13 protein-coding genes and 1 pseudogene are annotated in these 17,009 nt (G+C 53.9%); 9 read left to right on the top strand and 5 right to left on the bottom strand.

Translation table 11 applies throughout. From position 1 onward, the window contains the following. On the top strand, positions 1-1,479 hold a 1,479-nt coding region (locus ABX962_RS11525), incomplete at its 5' end, for a TolC family protein (RefSeq protein WP_372719484.1). Here ABX962_RS11525 and ABX962_RS11530 read toward each other — a convergent pair. The 3 genes from ABX962_RS11530 to ABX962_RS11540 form a co-directional block, all read right to left on the bottom strand. Further along, positions 1,462-2,745 (bottom strand): glycosyltransferase, encoded by a 1,284-nt coding sequence (locus tag ABX962_RS11530; protein WP_372719486.1) that lies wholly within the window; start codon positions 2,743-2,745, stop codon positions 1,462-1,464. The two genes, ABX962_RS11525 and ABX962_RS11530, sit on opposite strands and share 18 nt — an antisense overlap. Next, positions 2,702-3,526 (bottom strand): hypothetical protein, encoded by an 825-nt coding sequence (locus tag ABX962_RS11535; protein WP_372719488.1) that lies wholly within the window; start codon positions 3,524-3,526, stop codon positions 2,702-2,704. Before ABX962_RS11535 ends, ABX962_RS11530 begins: the two co-directional genes overlap by 44 nt. A 370-nt stretch (positions 3,527-3,896) precedes the next feature. Beyond that, positions 3,897-5,177, bottom strand: a complete 1,281-nt coding sequence (locus ABX962_RS11540; protein WP_372719490.1) for an HlyD family secretion protein — start codon at positions 5,175-5,177, stop codon at positions 3,897-3,899. Positions 5,178-5,651: 474 nt separating this feature from the next. Between ABX962_RS11540 and ABX962_RS11545 the strand changes: the two genes are divergently transcribed. The 8 genes from ABX962_RS11545 (at position 5,652) to ABX962_RS11580 (ending at position 14,493) form a co-directional block, all read left to right on the top strand. Next, positions 5,652-6,545, top strand: a complete 894-nt coding sequence (locus ABX962_RS11545) for a hypothetical protein (protein ID WP_372719492.1) — start codon at positions 5,652-5,654, stop codon at positions 6,543-6,545. A gap of 52 nt (positions 6,546-6,597) precedes the next feature. Then, positions 6,598-8,649, top strand: coding sequence for a hypothetical protein (locus ABX962_RS11550; RefSeq protein WP_372719494.1), 2,052 nt, complete (start codon positions 6,598-6,600; stop codon positions 8,647-8,649). Between the two features lie 242 nt (positions 8,650-8,891). Beyond that, entirely contained in the window at positions 8,892-10,121 is a 1,230-nt protein-coding gene (locus tag ABX962_RS11555) for a DUF1559 domain-containing protein (protein ID WP_372719496.1), read from the top strand. A 74-nt stretch (positions 10,122-10,195) separates the two neighbouring features. After that, positions 10,196-10,420 (top strand): hypothetical protein, encoded by a 225-nt coding sequence (locus tag ABX962_RS11560; RefSeq protein ID WP_372719498.1) that lies wholly within the window; start codon positions 10,196-10,198, stop codon positions 10,418-10,420. A 548-nt stretch (positions 10,421-10,968) separates the two neighbouring features. After that, positions 10,969-12,168, top strand: a complete 1,200-nt coding sequence (pgsB, locus tag ABX962_RS11565) for a poly-gamma-glutamate synthase PgsB (protein WP_372719500.1) — start codon at positions 10,969-10,971, stop codon at positions 12,166-12,168. Positions 12,169-12,173: 5 nt separating this feature from the next. After that, positions 12,174-12,656 (top strand): poly-gamma-glutamate biosynthesis protein PgsC, encoded by a 483-nt coding sequence (gene pgsC / locus ABX962_RS11570; RefSeq protein ID WP_339936368.1) that lies wholly within the window; start codon positions 12,174-12,176, stop codon positions 12,654-12,656. Further along, entirely contained in the window at positions 12,653-13,798 is a 1,146-nt protein-coding gene (gene pgsW, locus ABX962_RS11575) for a poly-gamma-glutamate system protein (RefSeq protein WP_372719502.1), read from the top strand. Before pgsC ends, pgsW begins: the two co-directional genes overlap by 4 nt. 140 nt (positions 13,799-13,938) lie before the next feature. Beyond that, a complete protein-coding gene (locus ABX962_RS11580; protein ID WP_372719504.1) occupies positions 13,939-14,493 on the top strand; it encodes a hypothetical protein in 555 nt (184 codons plus the stop codon). Positions 14,494-14,608: 115 nt separating this feature from the next. On the opposite strand, the gene ABX962_RS11585 is transcribed toward ABX962_RS11580, so the two are convergent. Next, positions 14,609-16,081, bottom strand: coding sequence for a hypothetical protein (locus ABX962_RS11585; RefSeq protein WP_372719506.1), 1,473 nt, complete (start codon positions 16,079-16,081; stop codon positions 14,609-14,611). 96 nt (positions 16,082-16,177) lie between these two features. Then, a pseudogene (locus tag ABX962_RS11590) lies at positions 16,178-17,009 on the bottom strand (hypothetical protein); the annotation flags it as partial.

A 17,009-nucleotide genomic window follows, 5' to 3' on the forward strand; every position in this document is an offset into this window, starting at 1 on the left:
AATGCGATCGAGGGCCAGGGGACGCGAGACCCTCGCACGAACCTCGGGCTGCTCGATTTTTCGATCTCAAAGATTACTCGTAGCGGAACCCAGTTTAAATTAGGCAACCTCACGACGTTTGATCGCAATAATTCGCCTCTCAATCGGTTTCCACAAAGCTTTACGGGTGGTTTTCAAGGCGAGATTCGCCATCCCTTGAAACAAGGCTCAGGACGCGTGTTCAACCAGATTGCGGGTCCAAGTTCCACGCCGGGAAACTACCGGGGAGTGCGGATTGCCCAACTCAATACCCACATTGAAATTGCCGATTTCCAAGCCGCCGTTCGCGACTTGCTGCTTGACGTCGAACGCGCCTACTGGGATCTGTTGCTTTCCTATCGCAATTTAGACGCCAAAATTCAAGGACGCGATGCGGCATTGGCAACGTGGCGTATAGTGCAGGCACGGCTTGCGACGGGCGATGCCGACGGCGCAGAAGAATCCTTAGCTCGCGAACGCTACTATGCGTGGGTCACGGAGGTCGAGAACGCTTTCATCGGGCGGACGGCTGGTCTCGCTGCCTCGAACGCAGCCAACAATAGCACCGTTGATTTCGAGACCGGCTTGCTGGCGGCCGAACGTCGATTGCGATTTTTGATCGGAATTCCCTTGCACGACGGTAAGTTGATTCGACCTATCGACGAGACGATCCAGGCTGAGATCATATTCGACCGTCCGACTTCGTTTGCTTTCGCTCTTCAGCAGAGAATTGAACTCCAGACTCAGCAACTGAAAATCAGAAGGCTAGAATACGAACTGGTCGCCGCCCGCAACTTCCTACAGCCGCAAGTCGATTTGATTGGCCAATATCGAGTGCACGGGTTTGGTCAGGAATTGTTGGGAACGACCAGCGAGGCTAACAGTGGCGCCTACGCAGACTTGTTGCGCGGTGATTTGCAAGATTGGACCGTGGGGTTTGAATGGAAAGCTCCTGTCGGTTTCCGCCGAGGCCATACAGCGGTGCGGAATGCTCAGTTCCAATTAATGCGAGAACAAGCCATCTATCGCGAGCAACAGCGTCAAGTCACGATCGAACTGGACGCCGCGTTTGCGGAACTGCACCGCGCTTTCGTGACCAATGAAGCCAACCAACATCGTGTTGTCGGGGCGCGGCAACGCGTGGAGGCAATTCGCGAAAAATATCAAGTCGTCGACATTCCACTGGAATTCGTCAATATCGCGATCCAACGCGCCGTCGATGCCGAGATAGCACTGGCCCGAACGCAAGTCGAACATTCGATGGCGGTAGCCGTGGTTCATTACGTACGCGGAACCTATCTGGCTTACTTAGACGTCTTCTTTCAATCCGATGCCATCGAATCGGTGCCGAGCTGTCAATTAGCAGGTGAAATGACGGAGGTCCGCACCCCAGAATTAATCCCCACTGCGGAGGGCAATGGTCTGATTGATCAAGATGCACACCTACCAATGCCACGTTGATCGACGAACGTGTTCTGGAACAAAGTTGTCGTGGTGCGATCTGCGAAAAAACAGTTCTTCGAGAACGCCAAAGAACATCACCGCTCGCAATGCAAATTGATACAACGGCATCAACGGCACGGCCAAACCAACGCTCAAGTCGCGACGGCGATCGTTGGAATAGTACAGCAGGACAGCCACCTGAATCGATTCCAATACCAAGAAAACCAGGTAATACAAGAAGAACAGCTTCCACGTGTCTTCGTTGGCGTGAATGCACAGCCACCCCATGTATCCCCAGCAGACAAATTGCAAGAACAGATTAAAGGTCCAGCGATCCGCCAACATGGCGAGGTTGCTGATGCAGAAGTTCTTGGACAACGGATTTGCTAAATCAACATGCTTGCGGCATTCCAACGTAATCACTGCCCACTCCCAACGGCGACGCTGCTTGACTAACGTCTCAGCGACCGTCGGCACATTTGTGAAACATTGGGCGTAGGGCGCGAACGCAATTTGGTAGCCTGATTTTCGTATACGGAGTGCTAAATCCCCATCTTCGCCAGGTCCAACGTCCCATCCACCCGTTCGCAACAAAGCCTCGCGACGGAAAGCGCCAAACGCTCCGGAGACGATCCCCAATGTTCCGATACGATCAGCAAACAGACGCCCCAAAAAGATGGATCGTAGGTACTCCAGACCCTGCATCCTGGTCACTAAATTGACGTTCGCGTTGCGCGCCATGACGGCGGCGGATACCGCACCGATCTGCGGATTAACAAATGGTTGGACAATTTCCCAAATCGCATTTTCGCCAACGTGCGAGTCACTGTCGACGCCGATGATAATCTCGGCGCTGGTGAACGGTAACGCGAAGTTAAGCGCCGACGATTTGCCGCCGCGTTTGCGTTTTCTCAGGACAGTCACACCGGCGTGATCACGTGCAAATTCCGTGGCCACTTGGCTCATCGCGTCACGCGATCCGTCGTCGACCACGATAATTTCCAATCGCGGATAGGTGTTCCAGACTGACCGCAGCGTATGAGGTAATGTTTCGGCTTCGTTCAAGCCGGCGATGACGACACACACCGATGGGCAATGTCCAAACCGCGGCTCGGTCCGGTTGCCCCGCAATACGCAGCCGATTTCACGGGCAAAATCGCACAGCCAAATCACCAGCGAACCTAACGAATATCTCAGACTATCGAACAATAGCAGCGGCAGCAGAGCAGCCAGCAACTGGTCAATTCGCAGCGACGAGATCCAATAGCTCCAATCGGTTAACACGATATTCCACCATTTCCTTTTCAACGGTTTGGTTTAATGCACATTCGTCACCGCAACTGCCGCACCGCGCGATCGTCAACAGTTCTGTGTCGGACCATTGGCACTCAAGGCACAGCAGTGGTCCGTCAAGGTATTCAAAGTCCGCCCCCACAACCAATTTCGTTGCAAGGCATTTAGGACATGCCAGTTCCGCGGTATGGCCAAAGCAGGCGACGTGATCGACGTGAGCACAGGCAAAGTGATGAATCATACGTTGCGATTTCACCTCGATTGATCCGCAGTTTCGACATCCGCGTCGAAATGTCGGCAGCGAACCACAGCCTCGACAAACCAGAACACGGTCGACCAATCGCGGCTGCAACACCCCCAATGCCACCCATTTGTTCAACACAACCCGTGACAGTTTTGTGTGAAAGGTCAGGTCCTGTGGGTCCAGCGTCGGCGTCAAGTTATCGTCCGCTAGAGGATCGTCGTCGGGAGAAACGAATGCCGCAGAGATGCGCAGCCCCAATCCGGATTGTGATACATATCGCGAAACAACCGTGGTAAACTCCAACTCGCCGTTCTCTGTTTCGATTCCCAGCAACCATTTTGAAGTCGCGGGTCGTGTCCTTGTGGCCAACTCGAAGACGATGCTGTCTCGGCCGATTTCAATCGTCATTCCTTCGGCAGAGTGCCCCACATCGGGAGAATGGTCGTGCAAGATGGGGATGGCAAAGACGCCCCGAGTCACCGCATACCGCGATTCGTCGATTTCGTCACCGCAATCCGTACGGTTCATCGAAAAGTGGGGAGCTTTCAAGGGCCCGTTGGGCCCCGAGAATGCCGAGGAATTAGCGGCATCCGAAGCTGCCCCTCCTAGCAATTCAGTCGGAACCGGAAGTGTTTCTTCCGAGCGGTTAGCTGTGGCATATCTTGGTTGATCGATAGAGGTGTGCATGAATTGACCTTTGATTATGTTGTGAAAGTTGGCAGCGTGGGGGCCGCATCATCGGCAAGCGGATTTCGAGCCCGACCGCCTTTAATACAGCGACTGGCAGCGGAGGCATTCGCGGGCATGAAGCGATAGCGAATCAAGAATGAGCGTAGTGAACGAGGCGACTCGCACAATCGGAGGACTCATCGCCTCGTCCACTACCACTCAGCACGTCTTATTCGTTCGCTGTCGCTAACGAAAAACGTGGAACATCAATTTCGCTGCCCAAGTACAGCAGTGACTCGATGTTCTTGACATCGCAAGGCTGAAGATAGACCGGCAACAGCTTCTCATTTTTGCGGTAGTAACGTTCGATGTTAGGCGGCGCGTATTCCAATTGCTCGCCGATACGTGTAATTCGGCAGCGAAGTCGCTTTACCCCCGGACGAATATCGATCTTTACCTCGTCTCCGACTCGTAGTTTGTCTGCGTTGTTCTGCGAGTAATACAAAACCGGTTCGATCGTGGAGTCTTCTAGAATCTCCATGACAGTTTCCGAGGCATTGGCGTAGTCGCCTGCGAAACGACGCACCTTGAGCACCGTTCCGTTTACAGGCGAACCGATTCGCCCCTGTTGGACAACTTCTCGCAGACGAACTAATTCGGCCTGAAGATTACTGATTTGCAGCATTGCGGGCTGAATCGTTGCCGACGCGTCGTCTGCAAATTGTTCATAGATCTCAACTCGCTTTTTCATTTCCGCTACAGCTTCGGTTTGTTTTTCGCACTTCGCTCGCAGCCCTTCGACGAGGTAACTTGCGTTTTCCAAGTCTTTGTTGCGGACCGCCATCTCGTTCTTTTCTCGCGTCGCCCGCAAGCGTTGCAGTTCGCTTTCGGCCTGCATCAACTGGGTGCGTTGGCTCGAAAGTTCGCCGCACATCTCGTAGTACTCGCCAAGCGCTTTCTGGTTCCGGTCACCACGCAATTGCGATTGCCAGCGCATCTCCGAGACCTTTGCCTCTAACGTTGCTTGGGCGAGTTTCAGAGCGTCAGCGACTTCGGCTGTCCGTTGCTCTTGCTCGATATTGGTGACCGTTAACAGCACCTGGCCTTGACGAACGGAGTCGCCTTCGCGCACCTGCAACGTCAGCACGTTTCCATCCCAGGGCGGCGTTACTTGCAAAACTCTTCCCTGAACGACTCCGTGCGATTGGTATCGCAGTTGCCAATCCCAAACGTAGTAGCCAATCGCCGTGCACAAGCAGATGAGCAGCGAACCGGTGAACAGACTTCTCTTGGGACGTATTGGAACCGGGGTAATCGGCGCCGGAGGGCGCGGTGGGCTGGGGGATCTTCGCGGCCTGCATTCAGACGCTTGACGAATTCCCCGCCAAGTCGACTGCGACGCATGGTTGCTTCCGGTATCCGCTGCAGTTCGCCGTGTGGTCCGTCCATCAACTGACTCTAATTGGGCAACGCTGTCCCGCGAATCATCTTGGTTTCCTGGTGGTTGCATGTCTTGTTCCTTAAATATTTCATGGTTGTGCCCCATTCAATTCAATTAAACGCATGCCCCTCTGTAATCCGACAATCGTCGCTTACGAAAAACCGTAGCTCTCCCAAATTGATGAAGTGAAAAAGCATCATCCGAGTTGCCCAAACACACCGGTGCAGTCGACTGTCGTAACGATGAGCACGGTTGCGCAGGCCAAGCTCATTCTGATGCGTGGTTCGGCCTCCCTTCCTTAATCGACAAAATCGTTGTGACCCGAATCAATTCAACCGCAAGGAGTCCCTGTTCGTTAAGCGTGCCGTTGTTGGAACGACCCAATAATCATGCAGACGGAACGCATTCGTCTCGACCGCCAGCGACTTGGAATTTCAATCGGATGTCGCGATGGATTTTCGGGGGGGTAGCTAAGAAGTTTGATAACTTCTCAGACGTGGTCGAAACATCAACCAAGTGCGCTCAGCGCGAAGGAACATCCCAATGAAATTCACTATGCTTGTCAGCACCGCATTGTTTGCCACCATGCCCGTGACCATGGTTCAAGGCGATGAGACGAAAAACACCGGGGTTGTCCTGCAGAACCCTCAACCGCAAGAGAGAGTGGAACATGTCGTCGAGGTTGCGGGCAAGGTTCTGGCGCCAGGTTACCCCGTTGTGTTAGTCAAGGCCGATCAACCCGACTGCCAATGGTGGGCACAAGAGCGGCCAACGAAAACATCTCAACGCTCCTTCAAAGCCTCTGCACAAATCGGCAACGACGATTCCATCGACGGAAGCCGCTTCCAAATTGTTGTATTGATGGTACCGACGGCAGAAGCCAGAGAGCTGTTTGAGCCAGGAACGTCTTTTCGTGAGTTGCCTGCGAACTTGGCCCGCTCGGTGAAAACCGTCGTGATCCTGAAAAAGCCCGACGGCATCTTGGGAAAACCTAAAAGGATCCTGACGAAACGAGAAGGTCTTCCTGAAATAAAGCGAGTCGGCTCGATAGCGGAACAACCTGAATTGATCCAAAGCCCAACCGAAAACAGTCACGTGGAACGAGCCGATTCGGTCACGTGTTACGCATTGGACGAAAGAAAGCCGGTCATCTTGGTTCGTTCGACTCAAGCCAATGACGATTGGTGGGTGCAGGGGGTTTCCGCGTCTGATGGAAAAAATCGTTTTGTTTCGTCAGCTCGATTTGGCAATGACAGTACTCCCACAGGCACTCGATTTCGCATCGTAGCGATCTATCCCGACGCAGAGCAAACGACCCATCTCCGTCCTGGAATGTCGATTGAAAAATTACCTGCAGGCGTTGCTCGATCGGCCGAAGTCGAAGTCGTTCGTATCAATTCGTCGCAGGTTGCCAAGACGAATGCGAATACGGAGTAGGCAGAACAGCCCAATGCAATTCAAGCTGTCTAAGTACAGGAATGAAAATCGAATGAACCCTTGCTACTACCTGCTGTGCTTCTGTGGCGTCATTATCGCTGCTTCATCGCATGCGGACGATCTCGCTGCATCCCCTCGCACGCAAGCCTTGGCCGCTGATGCCGCATCGTCGCTGTTGATCGCGGATCGTTTTGATCAGCCGGTCCAGAACCGACTCGAAGGATACCGTTCTACGTTTCAACGATCGCCCTCATTCGCCTCGGCGATGCGAGTGCCTGATCCGAGGCGTGGTGACAATGGATACAGCATGCGAGTCGAGGCGACCAAAGCCAACGCCGGGTTCTGCGGCTATTGGATTCATTTCTTTGACATGCACGCTTTGCAGCCAACCTACTTTGATGCACAGGCATATACACATCTATCGTTTTGGGTTCGTGGGGAGCGCGGCGGTGAAAGCTTCAACATCCGTTTGTCAGACGAGAATTGGATCGCCAAGGAGGACTCGGAGTTGGTGGGGCCCGTCGATCAGTTTCTTGATGGCGGAGTTACCCAAGCATGGCAAGAGGTGATTGTGCCGCTTCGCTCCACCAATATCGACTGTTCGCAACTCGCAGGATTGACCCTTGAGTTTGCAGAGGTCGGCGGATTTAAAATCTATATCGAAGATGTTGCATTCAAATCGGATCCGAATCAAATGATTCCGGCCAACGTCAAGCCGGAACCACAAGCGGATCGTCCGCAACCGACAGCCCCCTCACGCACGCTGTGGCTATGGTCCACAAAAGAACTGCTGGGCAGCACACCGCGTTGGTACGAACTTTTTGATTTCTGCCAAACACACGAAATCGGCCAAATCTGGCTGCAGTTGCCCTACAAGGTCGAGCGGACCAAGTTGTCTAAGCTAACCGAACCGTCAAAGGTATCGGTAACCGCCCCCAAGGAATCGCCATCGGCCCGCATCACCGTGTTGATGCAACAGGAACTACGCAGCTTCATCACCGAAGCTCATTCGCGAAACATCCGCATTCACGCGTTAGACGGAGCCCCCGAGCACTGCCTCACACAAAATCACGACATTCCGCTTGGCCTCGTGGATGCGGTGATGCAATTCAATTCGCAAGGCAAAGAGCAAGAAAAATTCGACGGCGTTCATTTCGATAATGAACCTTATCTGTTGCTCGGTTGGCATTCGCCTTCACGTCGCGAACAAATCCTCCGCCAATACCTGGAATTGAATGTCGAGTGTCAACGACGCATTCGCGAAAACTCGAACATGCAGTTCGGCGTTGATATCCCATTTTGGTGGCAGGCGACGGACAAAAACACTGGCGAAGCTAACGCAGCGGTCGAATTCAACGGAGTTCGCAAAGCAGCCAGTTTTCACTGCATCGACATGTTCGACAACGTTGGCGTCATGAATTATCGCGACCGGGCCGATGGGGCTGACGGCATCATTGCTCACGGAAAAGCGTTAATCGAATACGGCCAACGTCAACGTGGCGCAACCATTTTCATGGGAGTCGAGACGTTCATCGAAGCCAATCGTAAGGTCTGGTTCCTAGTAGGGATTCCCCGCAAAAGATTCCAACAATCCTTGGCGGTCATTCCGTTGTTCGCCGACCAGAGCCTGATTGAGGGACATCGCGTTCGCACGATGGATGACGGCGAAAACATTCACTTCGGGATCGAAATCCCGCACGCCCCATCGGATCAACAGCGGGCTGCGGCAGAGAGGTCGCTACGTCGGTTGCCCAAACAATTCTATTGGCTGTTGGAAAGTGACCAGCAGATTGAGAGCCGACGAGCAACCGCGAAATCCGTGATTGCCTCGGACGCGCAGTGGCAAACGTTTGAGTCACGCGACCTCGCGGAAGAGGGCGAGATACCGCGGATGCGAGGATTCGTTACTGAAAGTGTGATGCCTTCGAAAGTGACGTTCGGAGATGACTTGATGGTCGATTTTGACGAACAAACTTCGGCCGCTGAAAACTACTTTCGAGATTTCGATTGTTTTGGCGGAATCGCGATTCACTTTTACGAAACCTATCGGTCGCTTTGCGAGCCAGCCGCGGCCGAGAAGGTTGCCCCGAAACATACCCCGTAAATAAACACTGGAAACCGAAGCTTATCAGGTCTTCTGTTTCAGATCCATTTTGCCCCCTTCGATTACTTCGTAGTTACTTACCCATTTCATGCACTCTCGATTTTGGAGTCTCAAGCGAATCGATAAACGCTTGATGTTTTGTTTGACGACACTTGGATTCCCTTTGCCGTCCAAATGTCGTTTCGGATTTGTTTCACACACGTTTGCCCCTTTTGTCCAAACTTAAAATCAAAGGAATCACCATGGCGTCTTCAACGAACCGGCCCAGGTTTGCTTTCACGCTCGTCGAATTATTGGTTGTGATTGCAATCATCGGAGTCTTGGTTGGATTACTGCTCCCCGCCGTCCAGGCCGCTCGCGAAGCAGCGCGTCGCATGAGCTGCAGCAACAATTTCAAACAGATAGGGTTGGGAATTCACAACTACCATTCCGCCTACAATCGGCTGCCTAAACACAAAACCGGTACAGGGCTCGATCCGACCACGGCCAATTGGTGGATTTGGTCGCCGAACACCAACCAAAGCCAACTGAGTGCTTGGGTCGGTATCACGCCGTTTATCGAGCAACAATCGCTGTGGGAGGAAATGAGTTCATCGCTCGGCCAGGAACTTGGCCCCAATGGCGAACGCATTCCCAAAGTTCCTTCGTGGACTGCCTTTGGCCCTAAGCCAAGCTTTCACGTGAGTTTTCTGTACCCACCTGCCATGACCGAAATCCCGACGCTGCGTTGCCCGTCCGATCCGGGCTACGGCGTTCCATCGCAAGGGCGAACCAACTATGCAGTTTGCTTGGGCGACTCGTTCGCCAAAGCCGAAACCGGACCGATGAATCATGTACTTGTCCAAACAAGCACCGATTCACAATTGTCTCGTGCCGGACAACGGGGGGCGTTCGTTGCTCACGTATCGATGCGGTTTCGTGACATTAGGGACGGACTGTCCAATACGATCGTCGCGGGCGAAATCACAACCGACTTGGGGGACCGAGACATCCGGACACAAGCCGCACGCGGCCAAGTCGGCGTCAAAGCGAATCCACGTGTCTGTGAATCCAACGGATCCATTGATCCCTCACGACCAAACTTCTGGGCTGAGTCGACGGTTCTGTTCAGCGATTGGGAAAGCGGATCGATCTACGGACGCGGATACCAATGGATGAATGGCGAAACGTTTCACTCGGCAATGTTCACCATCACCCCGCCAAACTCCGCTGCGTGTTGGCAAGACGATTGGCCGGGCCAAGAAGGCATCGCGCCACCAAGCAGTCGGCACCAAGGCGGCTGCCACGTGCTGATGGGTGACGGTGCGGTTGTCTTCGTCACCGACTCAATCGAATCTGGCGACCAAAACATGCCCATGGTCGAGTACGGACAAAGCGGGAAGTCGGCCCCGGGTCAAAAGAGCCCGTATGGACTTTGGGGGGCTCTCGGCACTCGTGCTTCCAATGAAGTCATCGATCAACCGTTCAACTAAGAGTCTTGGTTTGAGAAAACCAGATTAACAGCAATTTCCCAGAACCAACGAAAAATATTTAAGGACCAATCGAGATGACAACCACATTCAAACGGACCTGTCAAAGCATCACCTTGTACGTGCTTCCACTTGTGATGACCGCTTTGATCTCTGGCTGTGGTCGTAGCGACCATACCCAGGTAATCGGCGGCGTTGGAAGTGACTTTTTGGCGGAACTTCAAATGGGCGAACAAGAGTACGCCCAGCAAGTCGAGCGGCAAGATCAACAGGCTTTCCGTCGACGGCACCTGAATCGTTAGCGATAGCCAATCCACATTGAGCAGAGTCGAAAGACGAGGTCCCCGGACTCGTTCCGAAAAACAGCGGAGACGAGTCCGGGAACCTTTTTCCGCATCGTGGCAACCTTTTTCCGCTTCAAAATCGGCGGTGACGTCGCCCAGCCCCTGGGGGGCGCATTCCCTCAACTTGATTCGTCCGACTAAAAACCTCAAAACACTTCCAAGCAGCGGACTTTCTCAAAGCCTCACTGGGATTCGCAAATCCGAACACCTAGCTTCGATTGCTTTACGGACCGCGACGGTCCTTAGCGATCACGTTTTCGTATTTTAAGGCTCCACAAGTCACCATTAAGCGGTTAATGTCTTCCAGATGCCGTCTGTGGGCTGAGATTTGGTGTGAGAATGTTCTCAATTCCGCTGACAAATTTGCCGAATTTAGTAAGAATTTTGCGGTGATCCACTAGCACGCTTTTGCATCATCACCATAATTCGCTGCGCATCAGGTCTCGTATTCACCTTTTCCTCCCTGACGCAGTCTCCACGTCTCTTACTGGGATTAACCATCACGAATGGATGGTTCGCTTGCACTGCTTGGCACGACCGGGTCGCTGGTTGGGCTGGGCCTATTAGAGTCTTTCCTACATCGACGCAACCTAGCGACGATTCCGACGCGTATCCATGTCAATGGCACGCGAGGCAAATCGTCAGTGACTCGGCTGATCGCCGCGGGGCTGCGCGCATCGGGTAAACGCACCTGTGCCAAGACGACGGGCACATTGGCAAGAATGATTTTGCCCGATGGTGCCGAGTATCCGGTATTCCGTCCGGCACGCGCGAATGTGATTGAACAAATCCGGATCGTTCGCGCCGCGGCTGAGATTGAATCCGAAGCACTTGTGATCGAGTGCATGGCATTGATTCCCTATTTGCAGTGGTTGTGCGAGTTCATGTTGGTTCACGCGACGCACAGCGTGATCACCAACGCGCGTGCCGACCACTTGGATGTGATGGGGCCAGGCGAAAAGGATGTGGCTTGGGCGTTGCTGGGCATGGTGCCCAAAGAGGGCAAACTGTACACCGCCGAACGTCGTCATTTGGATGCGTTTCGCAAGGTTTGCGACGACCGCAAAACCGAGCTGATCACGGTCGGCGAAGACGAGGTGCATGCGATCCAGCCGTTGGATTTGGCTCAGTTTTCGTACATCGAACATGCCGAGAATGTGGCGCTCGCGCTGCGAATCCTCAGCGATCTTGGGGTTGATCGTGCGACGGCGCTGCAGGGCATGTGGTCAGCTAGTCCGGACCCGGGAATTATGACCGTGGCCGAATTGGATTTCTTTGGTCGCGAGATCGTATTTATCAATGGCTTCGCGGCGAATGACCCTGAATCAACCGAACGCATTTGGGACATGGCGTGTGATCGTTATCCCAGCGTGGGCAAGCGAATCATGATTTTCAATTGCCGATTCGATCGTCCTGATCGCTCGCGACAATTGGCCGAGTGTTGTGCGGCATGGCGTCCGGCGGACCATTACGTCTTGATCGGTTCAGGGACCTACATTTTTGCCAAGCATGCCATCAATTCGGGCTTGGATTCACGAAAATTAGTGATGGCCGAAGGGGACGGAGCGCCTGAGATTTTTGAGAAGGTAGTGAGTCTTTCGGGCCGTTCCTCATTGGTGATGGGAATGGCAAATATTGGTGGCGCAGGTTTAGACGTGGTGCGATATTTCCGCAATCGCGGCATTGTCGACGAAAAAGCATTTTAGGAACTATGGACACTTTAACTGTATCAATTGGCATCGGCTTGGCCGTCAGCCTGCTGTTCTCGGAAACCTTTGGTCTCGCCGCAGGCGGGATGGTGGTGCCTGGTTACATCGCCTTGTCACTGGACCGTCCGGTAACGGTGGTCGCCACATTTTTTGCTGCGATCGTCACGTATTTCATCGTGTACTCGCTGTCAAACATGATCGTCATTTATGGAAAACGACGCACCGTCTTGATGGTGCTTGTCGGGTTTCTCGTCGGCATCCTGATGGAGTCAATCTCGCCGTTTTCCGCGGTCCCCGTCGATTCGTTCGATGCGGATGTGCTGGCCGAATCGAACGACTATGAAGTGATTGGTTACATCATTCCTGGATTGATCGCGATTTGGATCGATCGTCAAGGGATGCTCGAAACGCTTGGAATTCTACTGACCGCTGCGACCGTCGTTCGCTTGGTACTGATGCTGATCGGATTGGAGTTCGTCCTATGAAACGTCTGTATTGGCGACCACGCCAAGTCTCGCAATCGATCATCGTTTTCATGGCGGCATTTTCGCTGCTGGGACTGGCAACGGTCGAGTACTTTCGTGTCGAAGCACCTCAGGAAGACCTTGACCTGAAGATGCAAGCGGCGGAATTGTCCAAGGAAATGATGGAGGCGATTCGCAACGAAAAGCTTCATCTTGGAATGCGGATCAATACCGCGATCGATCCCGGTTCCACCGGCATGATTGGCGAATTGATGACTCCCTTGACCACCCTGAGTGGTCGATTGGGCGCCAAGCAAACCTCGACAAATCCCAACCTTGCCGCTGTGGTGATCGACATGCTGATCAAAGCGGGTGTCGGCAAAGGCGACCTGGTGGCGGTCGGCTACTCGGGGTCGTTTCCCGGGATGAACGTCAGCGTCTTGGCGGCGCTGAAAACCATCGGCGCTCGACCGGTCATTTTAGCAAGTGCCGGCTCGTCTCAATGGGGTGCCAACAGCCCAAAATTCCTTTGGATCGACATGGAGACGATGCTCTATGAAGAGCAGTACATTCCCTTTCGATCGGTTGCAAGTTCGATCGGGGGTTACGAGGATTTAGGAATCGGACTTGGCGACGAAGCACGCAAAATAATCCGCAAATCGATTTCCGACAATGACTTGAAGCGACTCGAGGCAGAGGATTTTGCCAATGCAATCGACGAACGGATGAACGTCTATCGCAAACAAGCCGGTTCGCAAGAATACAAAGCCTACATCAACGTCGGTGGCGGTGCGGTCTCGGTAGGCAAGACGATTGGCAAACGAGCGTATAAGCCGGGACTCAATCGCACGGCTTCGCGAGCAACGATGCAGATCGACTCGATCATGACTCGTTTTATGCGTAAAGATGTCCCGGTCATCCACCTCGTCGAGATGGATCAAATTGCCATGATGTACGGAATGCCGCTAAAGCCACAGCAGCAACCTGCGGTGGGCGAAGGGGGCGTGTTCAAACAAACGCGTCGCAGTCGACTGCTGATTCTCGCGGTGTTGTTAGCGATCCTCGGTTCGCTCCGAATCTTCGTGTTGACCGACTTTGGACATCGCTTCATGAAAGGCCGTGGATCACGCAAAATTTCAGGCCAACCTGAACCAATGGTGTAACCGCGAAATACGGCAACCTTAGCTGTGATTGCGGCTAAGGTTGCCGCCGCGTTTCCAACGGCGGCTTGGGATGCAGTACAATCACCCGCAAGTAAAAGGCGGGAATCTGATTGGCTTTATCAAATCCCAGGAGCGGTGTGATGTCTGCGCGCGGTAGTTTAGTAGGTAGCCCGAATAAACGCCCCGAATTGATTAGCGAATCGAAACGCTACATCCCGCTGCTCTGGCTCGGGATGTTGTCGCAACGCGATCTCGAGAAAAGTCAGGATGGAACGTTCGAAGTCAATCGACTGAACGCGATTTTGCGGACCGAACACAGTCTGCCGTTCCTCCGCGAACTCTTTGCCGAGCTGCCCATCGAGAGTGCGGCCGGTTCGCTTCTCGATCGGCTACGGAAAAATCGCTGCGATACGATCGGTATCGATATCGGTGACTTGATCGAATCCGAGCCACCCAATCCGGGTTTGCGTGATGCCCTGGATGCGATTGCAACACGAAACGAAAGCTATTCTCTATCGGTTCCCGCTCGCACCGTGGAAAATCCAGCCAACGGCGACCTGATCAACGTCAAACCACTGCAGATCACCTCCACCAAAGCGATGTTGTTGCGAGTCTGCTGGCTTTCCTCACGTCAACTCGAAGACTTCGGTGAAGCGGAACTCGAGGAAATCGTCCGCGGACATCTTTGGAAATAGATGCCCGAATTCACCGACACGCTGTACCCTGTCTCACGCGATGCGTTGGGCGTGCATTTCGCATGCAGAGGTAGAGCGGGTCGAAGGGAGGTGGCTTTTGTCGAAGGATTGCCGCCTATTTAAAGCGGTTTAGCGTGTAGTACGCTTCCTTGTGCAACAGCGGCAAACCGGATTTGCTGCGAACACCGTCGGCGTGCAGCTCGTGCACGTGGCCGAGTTGCAATCCGTCCACGACGATTCGGACGGTCTTGCCATCGTCCGAGACGCTCGCCGATTGGATCACTGGCGTTGTATGGTCGACTTCGGGACTGCCGTACTGTTCACGGTACTCGTATGTGTAGGTGGTCATTTTGTAGCTATCCGAATTGCTGGCCGAATCGGCATCCACAGGTTCGGTGAAGGTCAATTCAAAACCGTCGTCCGTCAGCCGCATATGCTGGATTTCGAAAGGCGTTTTGCCAGTCCAATCGAGTCGCTCGACCGCAAAGGGTCGCCGCCCCACCGACCCCCAACCGCGGTTCGTGCCACCAACAAAAATGGATCCACGCGGCGACATCTCGACGCCGACATTGCCCGACGCAAATCCGCGTCGGAACGGAAACGCCGCACCTTGATAAAGCCCATCGACCTTTTCCAGATCCACTCGCATCAGCGTGCTGTGCGATTGATCAGCGACAAATAATTGTCCTGCAAACGGACCAAATTTTCCGTCGCTGGTGTCGCAAGCGATGCCCGATGCACTTTTGCCCATCTTGTCATAAGGAAACAAAATTGCAGGTGGCACGAGTTCAGGGATTTTTTTTGATTCGACGTGTAATCGACTGCCATCCTCGGGCATTGTCGGTGGTTTGCCCATCACGTCTTCGCACAATTCAAACCATGCCCAACCGCCGGGATGCCCCATAAAACCGCCCGGACGAAGCCATTTCAATCCGCACGTTCCATTCCACGGCCCCTGGTTGTCGGTATAGAAAATGTCGCCCTCAAGGTTCGCTCCCATACCGCCTGGCGACCGCACACCGCTACAGAACGGAATCGTTTCTCCCTCGGGCGTAATCTTCATCGCCCAGCCGCGATAAGGCACTTTGCTGCTGAACGAGCCGGTCAAACAGAGCGTGACAATCAGATTTCCCTCTTGATCAAACTTGGACCCAAAGGCGTATTCGTGGTAATCACTCGAGATCCCCCAGCCATCGGCGTAAGTTTCGAAAACATCAGCCGCTCCGTCACCATCGGTGTCTTTCATCCGAGTGACTTCGGGACGCTGGACCGCGTACAGCCAACCGTCACGCGACGCCAGACTCAGAGGTTCGTGCAGTCCACGAGCGTACAATTTGAATTGTGATGCCGAGACTTCTTTGGCAAACGGATCGCTGATCGCAAAGATATCGCCGCGACGTGAGCAGACCGCCAATCGCCCATCCTCGAGCAACTGAAAGCCACAGGCTTCGATCGTTTCATCCAGCGGCGCGTCGAAGGTCGTGATCGCGTAGTAATCCGATTCCTTCGGCAAATCCTCGGCGGCGACAAACGGGGCGACGCACAACAGGAAGAGCGACGAAGCGGCGAGGCGTTGAAACTGATTCATCGGTAGTGCTGCGGAACTGAGTGGAAGGTTAGTTTGAGACGAGCGCCGCGTTTAAGACGCCTGAAAATGCAAAAAGCAAAACATCGGTGTCGGCATCTACCAACGAATGGTTTGCGTGATCGAGACGGACTCGCCGGGCGGAACAATGGCTCGCAGTTCGGCCGCTTCCCCTTCGCCTACCTGATGTACCGACACGCCTTCGATTGTCATGCGGACTCCGTTGGCAAGCGTGACGGTTCCGTCTTCGCTGGACTTGATTGCCCCCTTTGAGTAGCGTGATACAAGCGTCCCCGACGCATCGGCCGTTCTTGTCACAGTAAAATGCCGCTCTAACGACTTGATACCGTCGACGTTTTTGGCCACCGGCTTGTCTTCGATCGCGTAACCGTTGATGAGGTACCGGAATGTTGGCACCCCGCTCGCATCAAGCGTGTATCCCTTGAATTTGTAGCCAAGTTCACGTGCGGATTCACTCGGCCATGCGGCATCACTGGACGGCAGGATCGCAAAGGGAACCGCCGAGTCGATCAGCACGACGGCATCGCCCATCGGTTGTTGGCGTCCTTGGCCGCGAGCGATCCAGTGCATCGAAGCGTCCATAAAGCTGTTTTTCCAGAGCTTGGCCAACGACATCTGCTCGGCATCCCAGATCAGATTCACGTCCCCTGGATACGCCACACCGATGCCACGGGCGCTGACGTCGGTAAAGAAGTTGCGATAGATCAGTGGCTTCGCATTTGCCGCCAACAGGATGGCCCCCTGGGTCAATCCCTCGGGCTCTTTGGCTTGGTCACCTTTGACCAAATACTTCCAAATCGCGTCGATCTGCTTATCGGGGTTGCCACCATAGAGGTCCGCCAGCGGCGATTCGCCATCCACAAAACTCTTGGGCATCCGCGTCCCAGGCCGATACAACGGTGGATCGAGC

Origin of the sequence: Novipirellula sp. (assembly GCF_041583735.1) — a bacterium.
Lineage (GTDB): Bacteria > Planctomycetota > Planctomycetia > Pirellulales > Pirellulaceae > Novipirellula.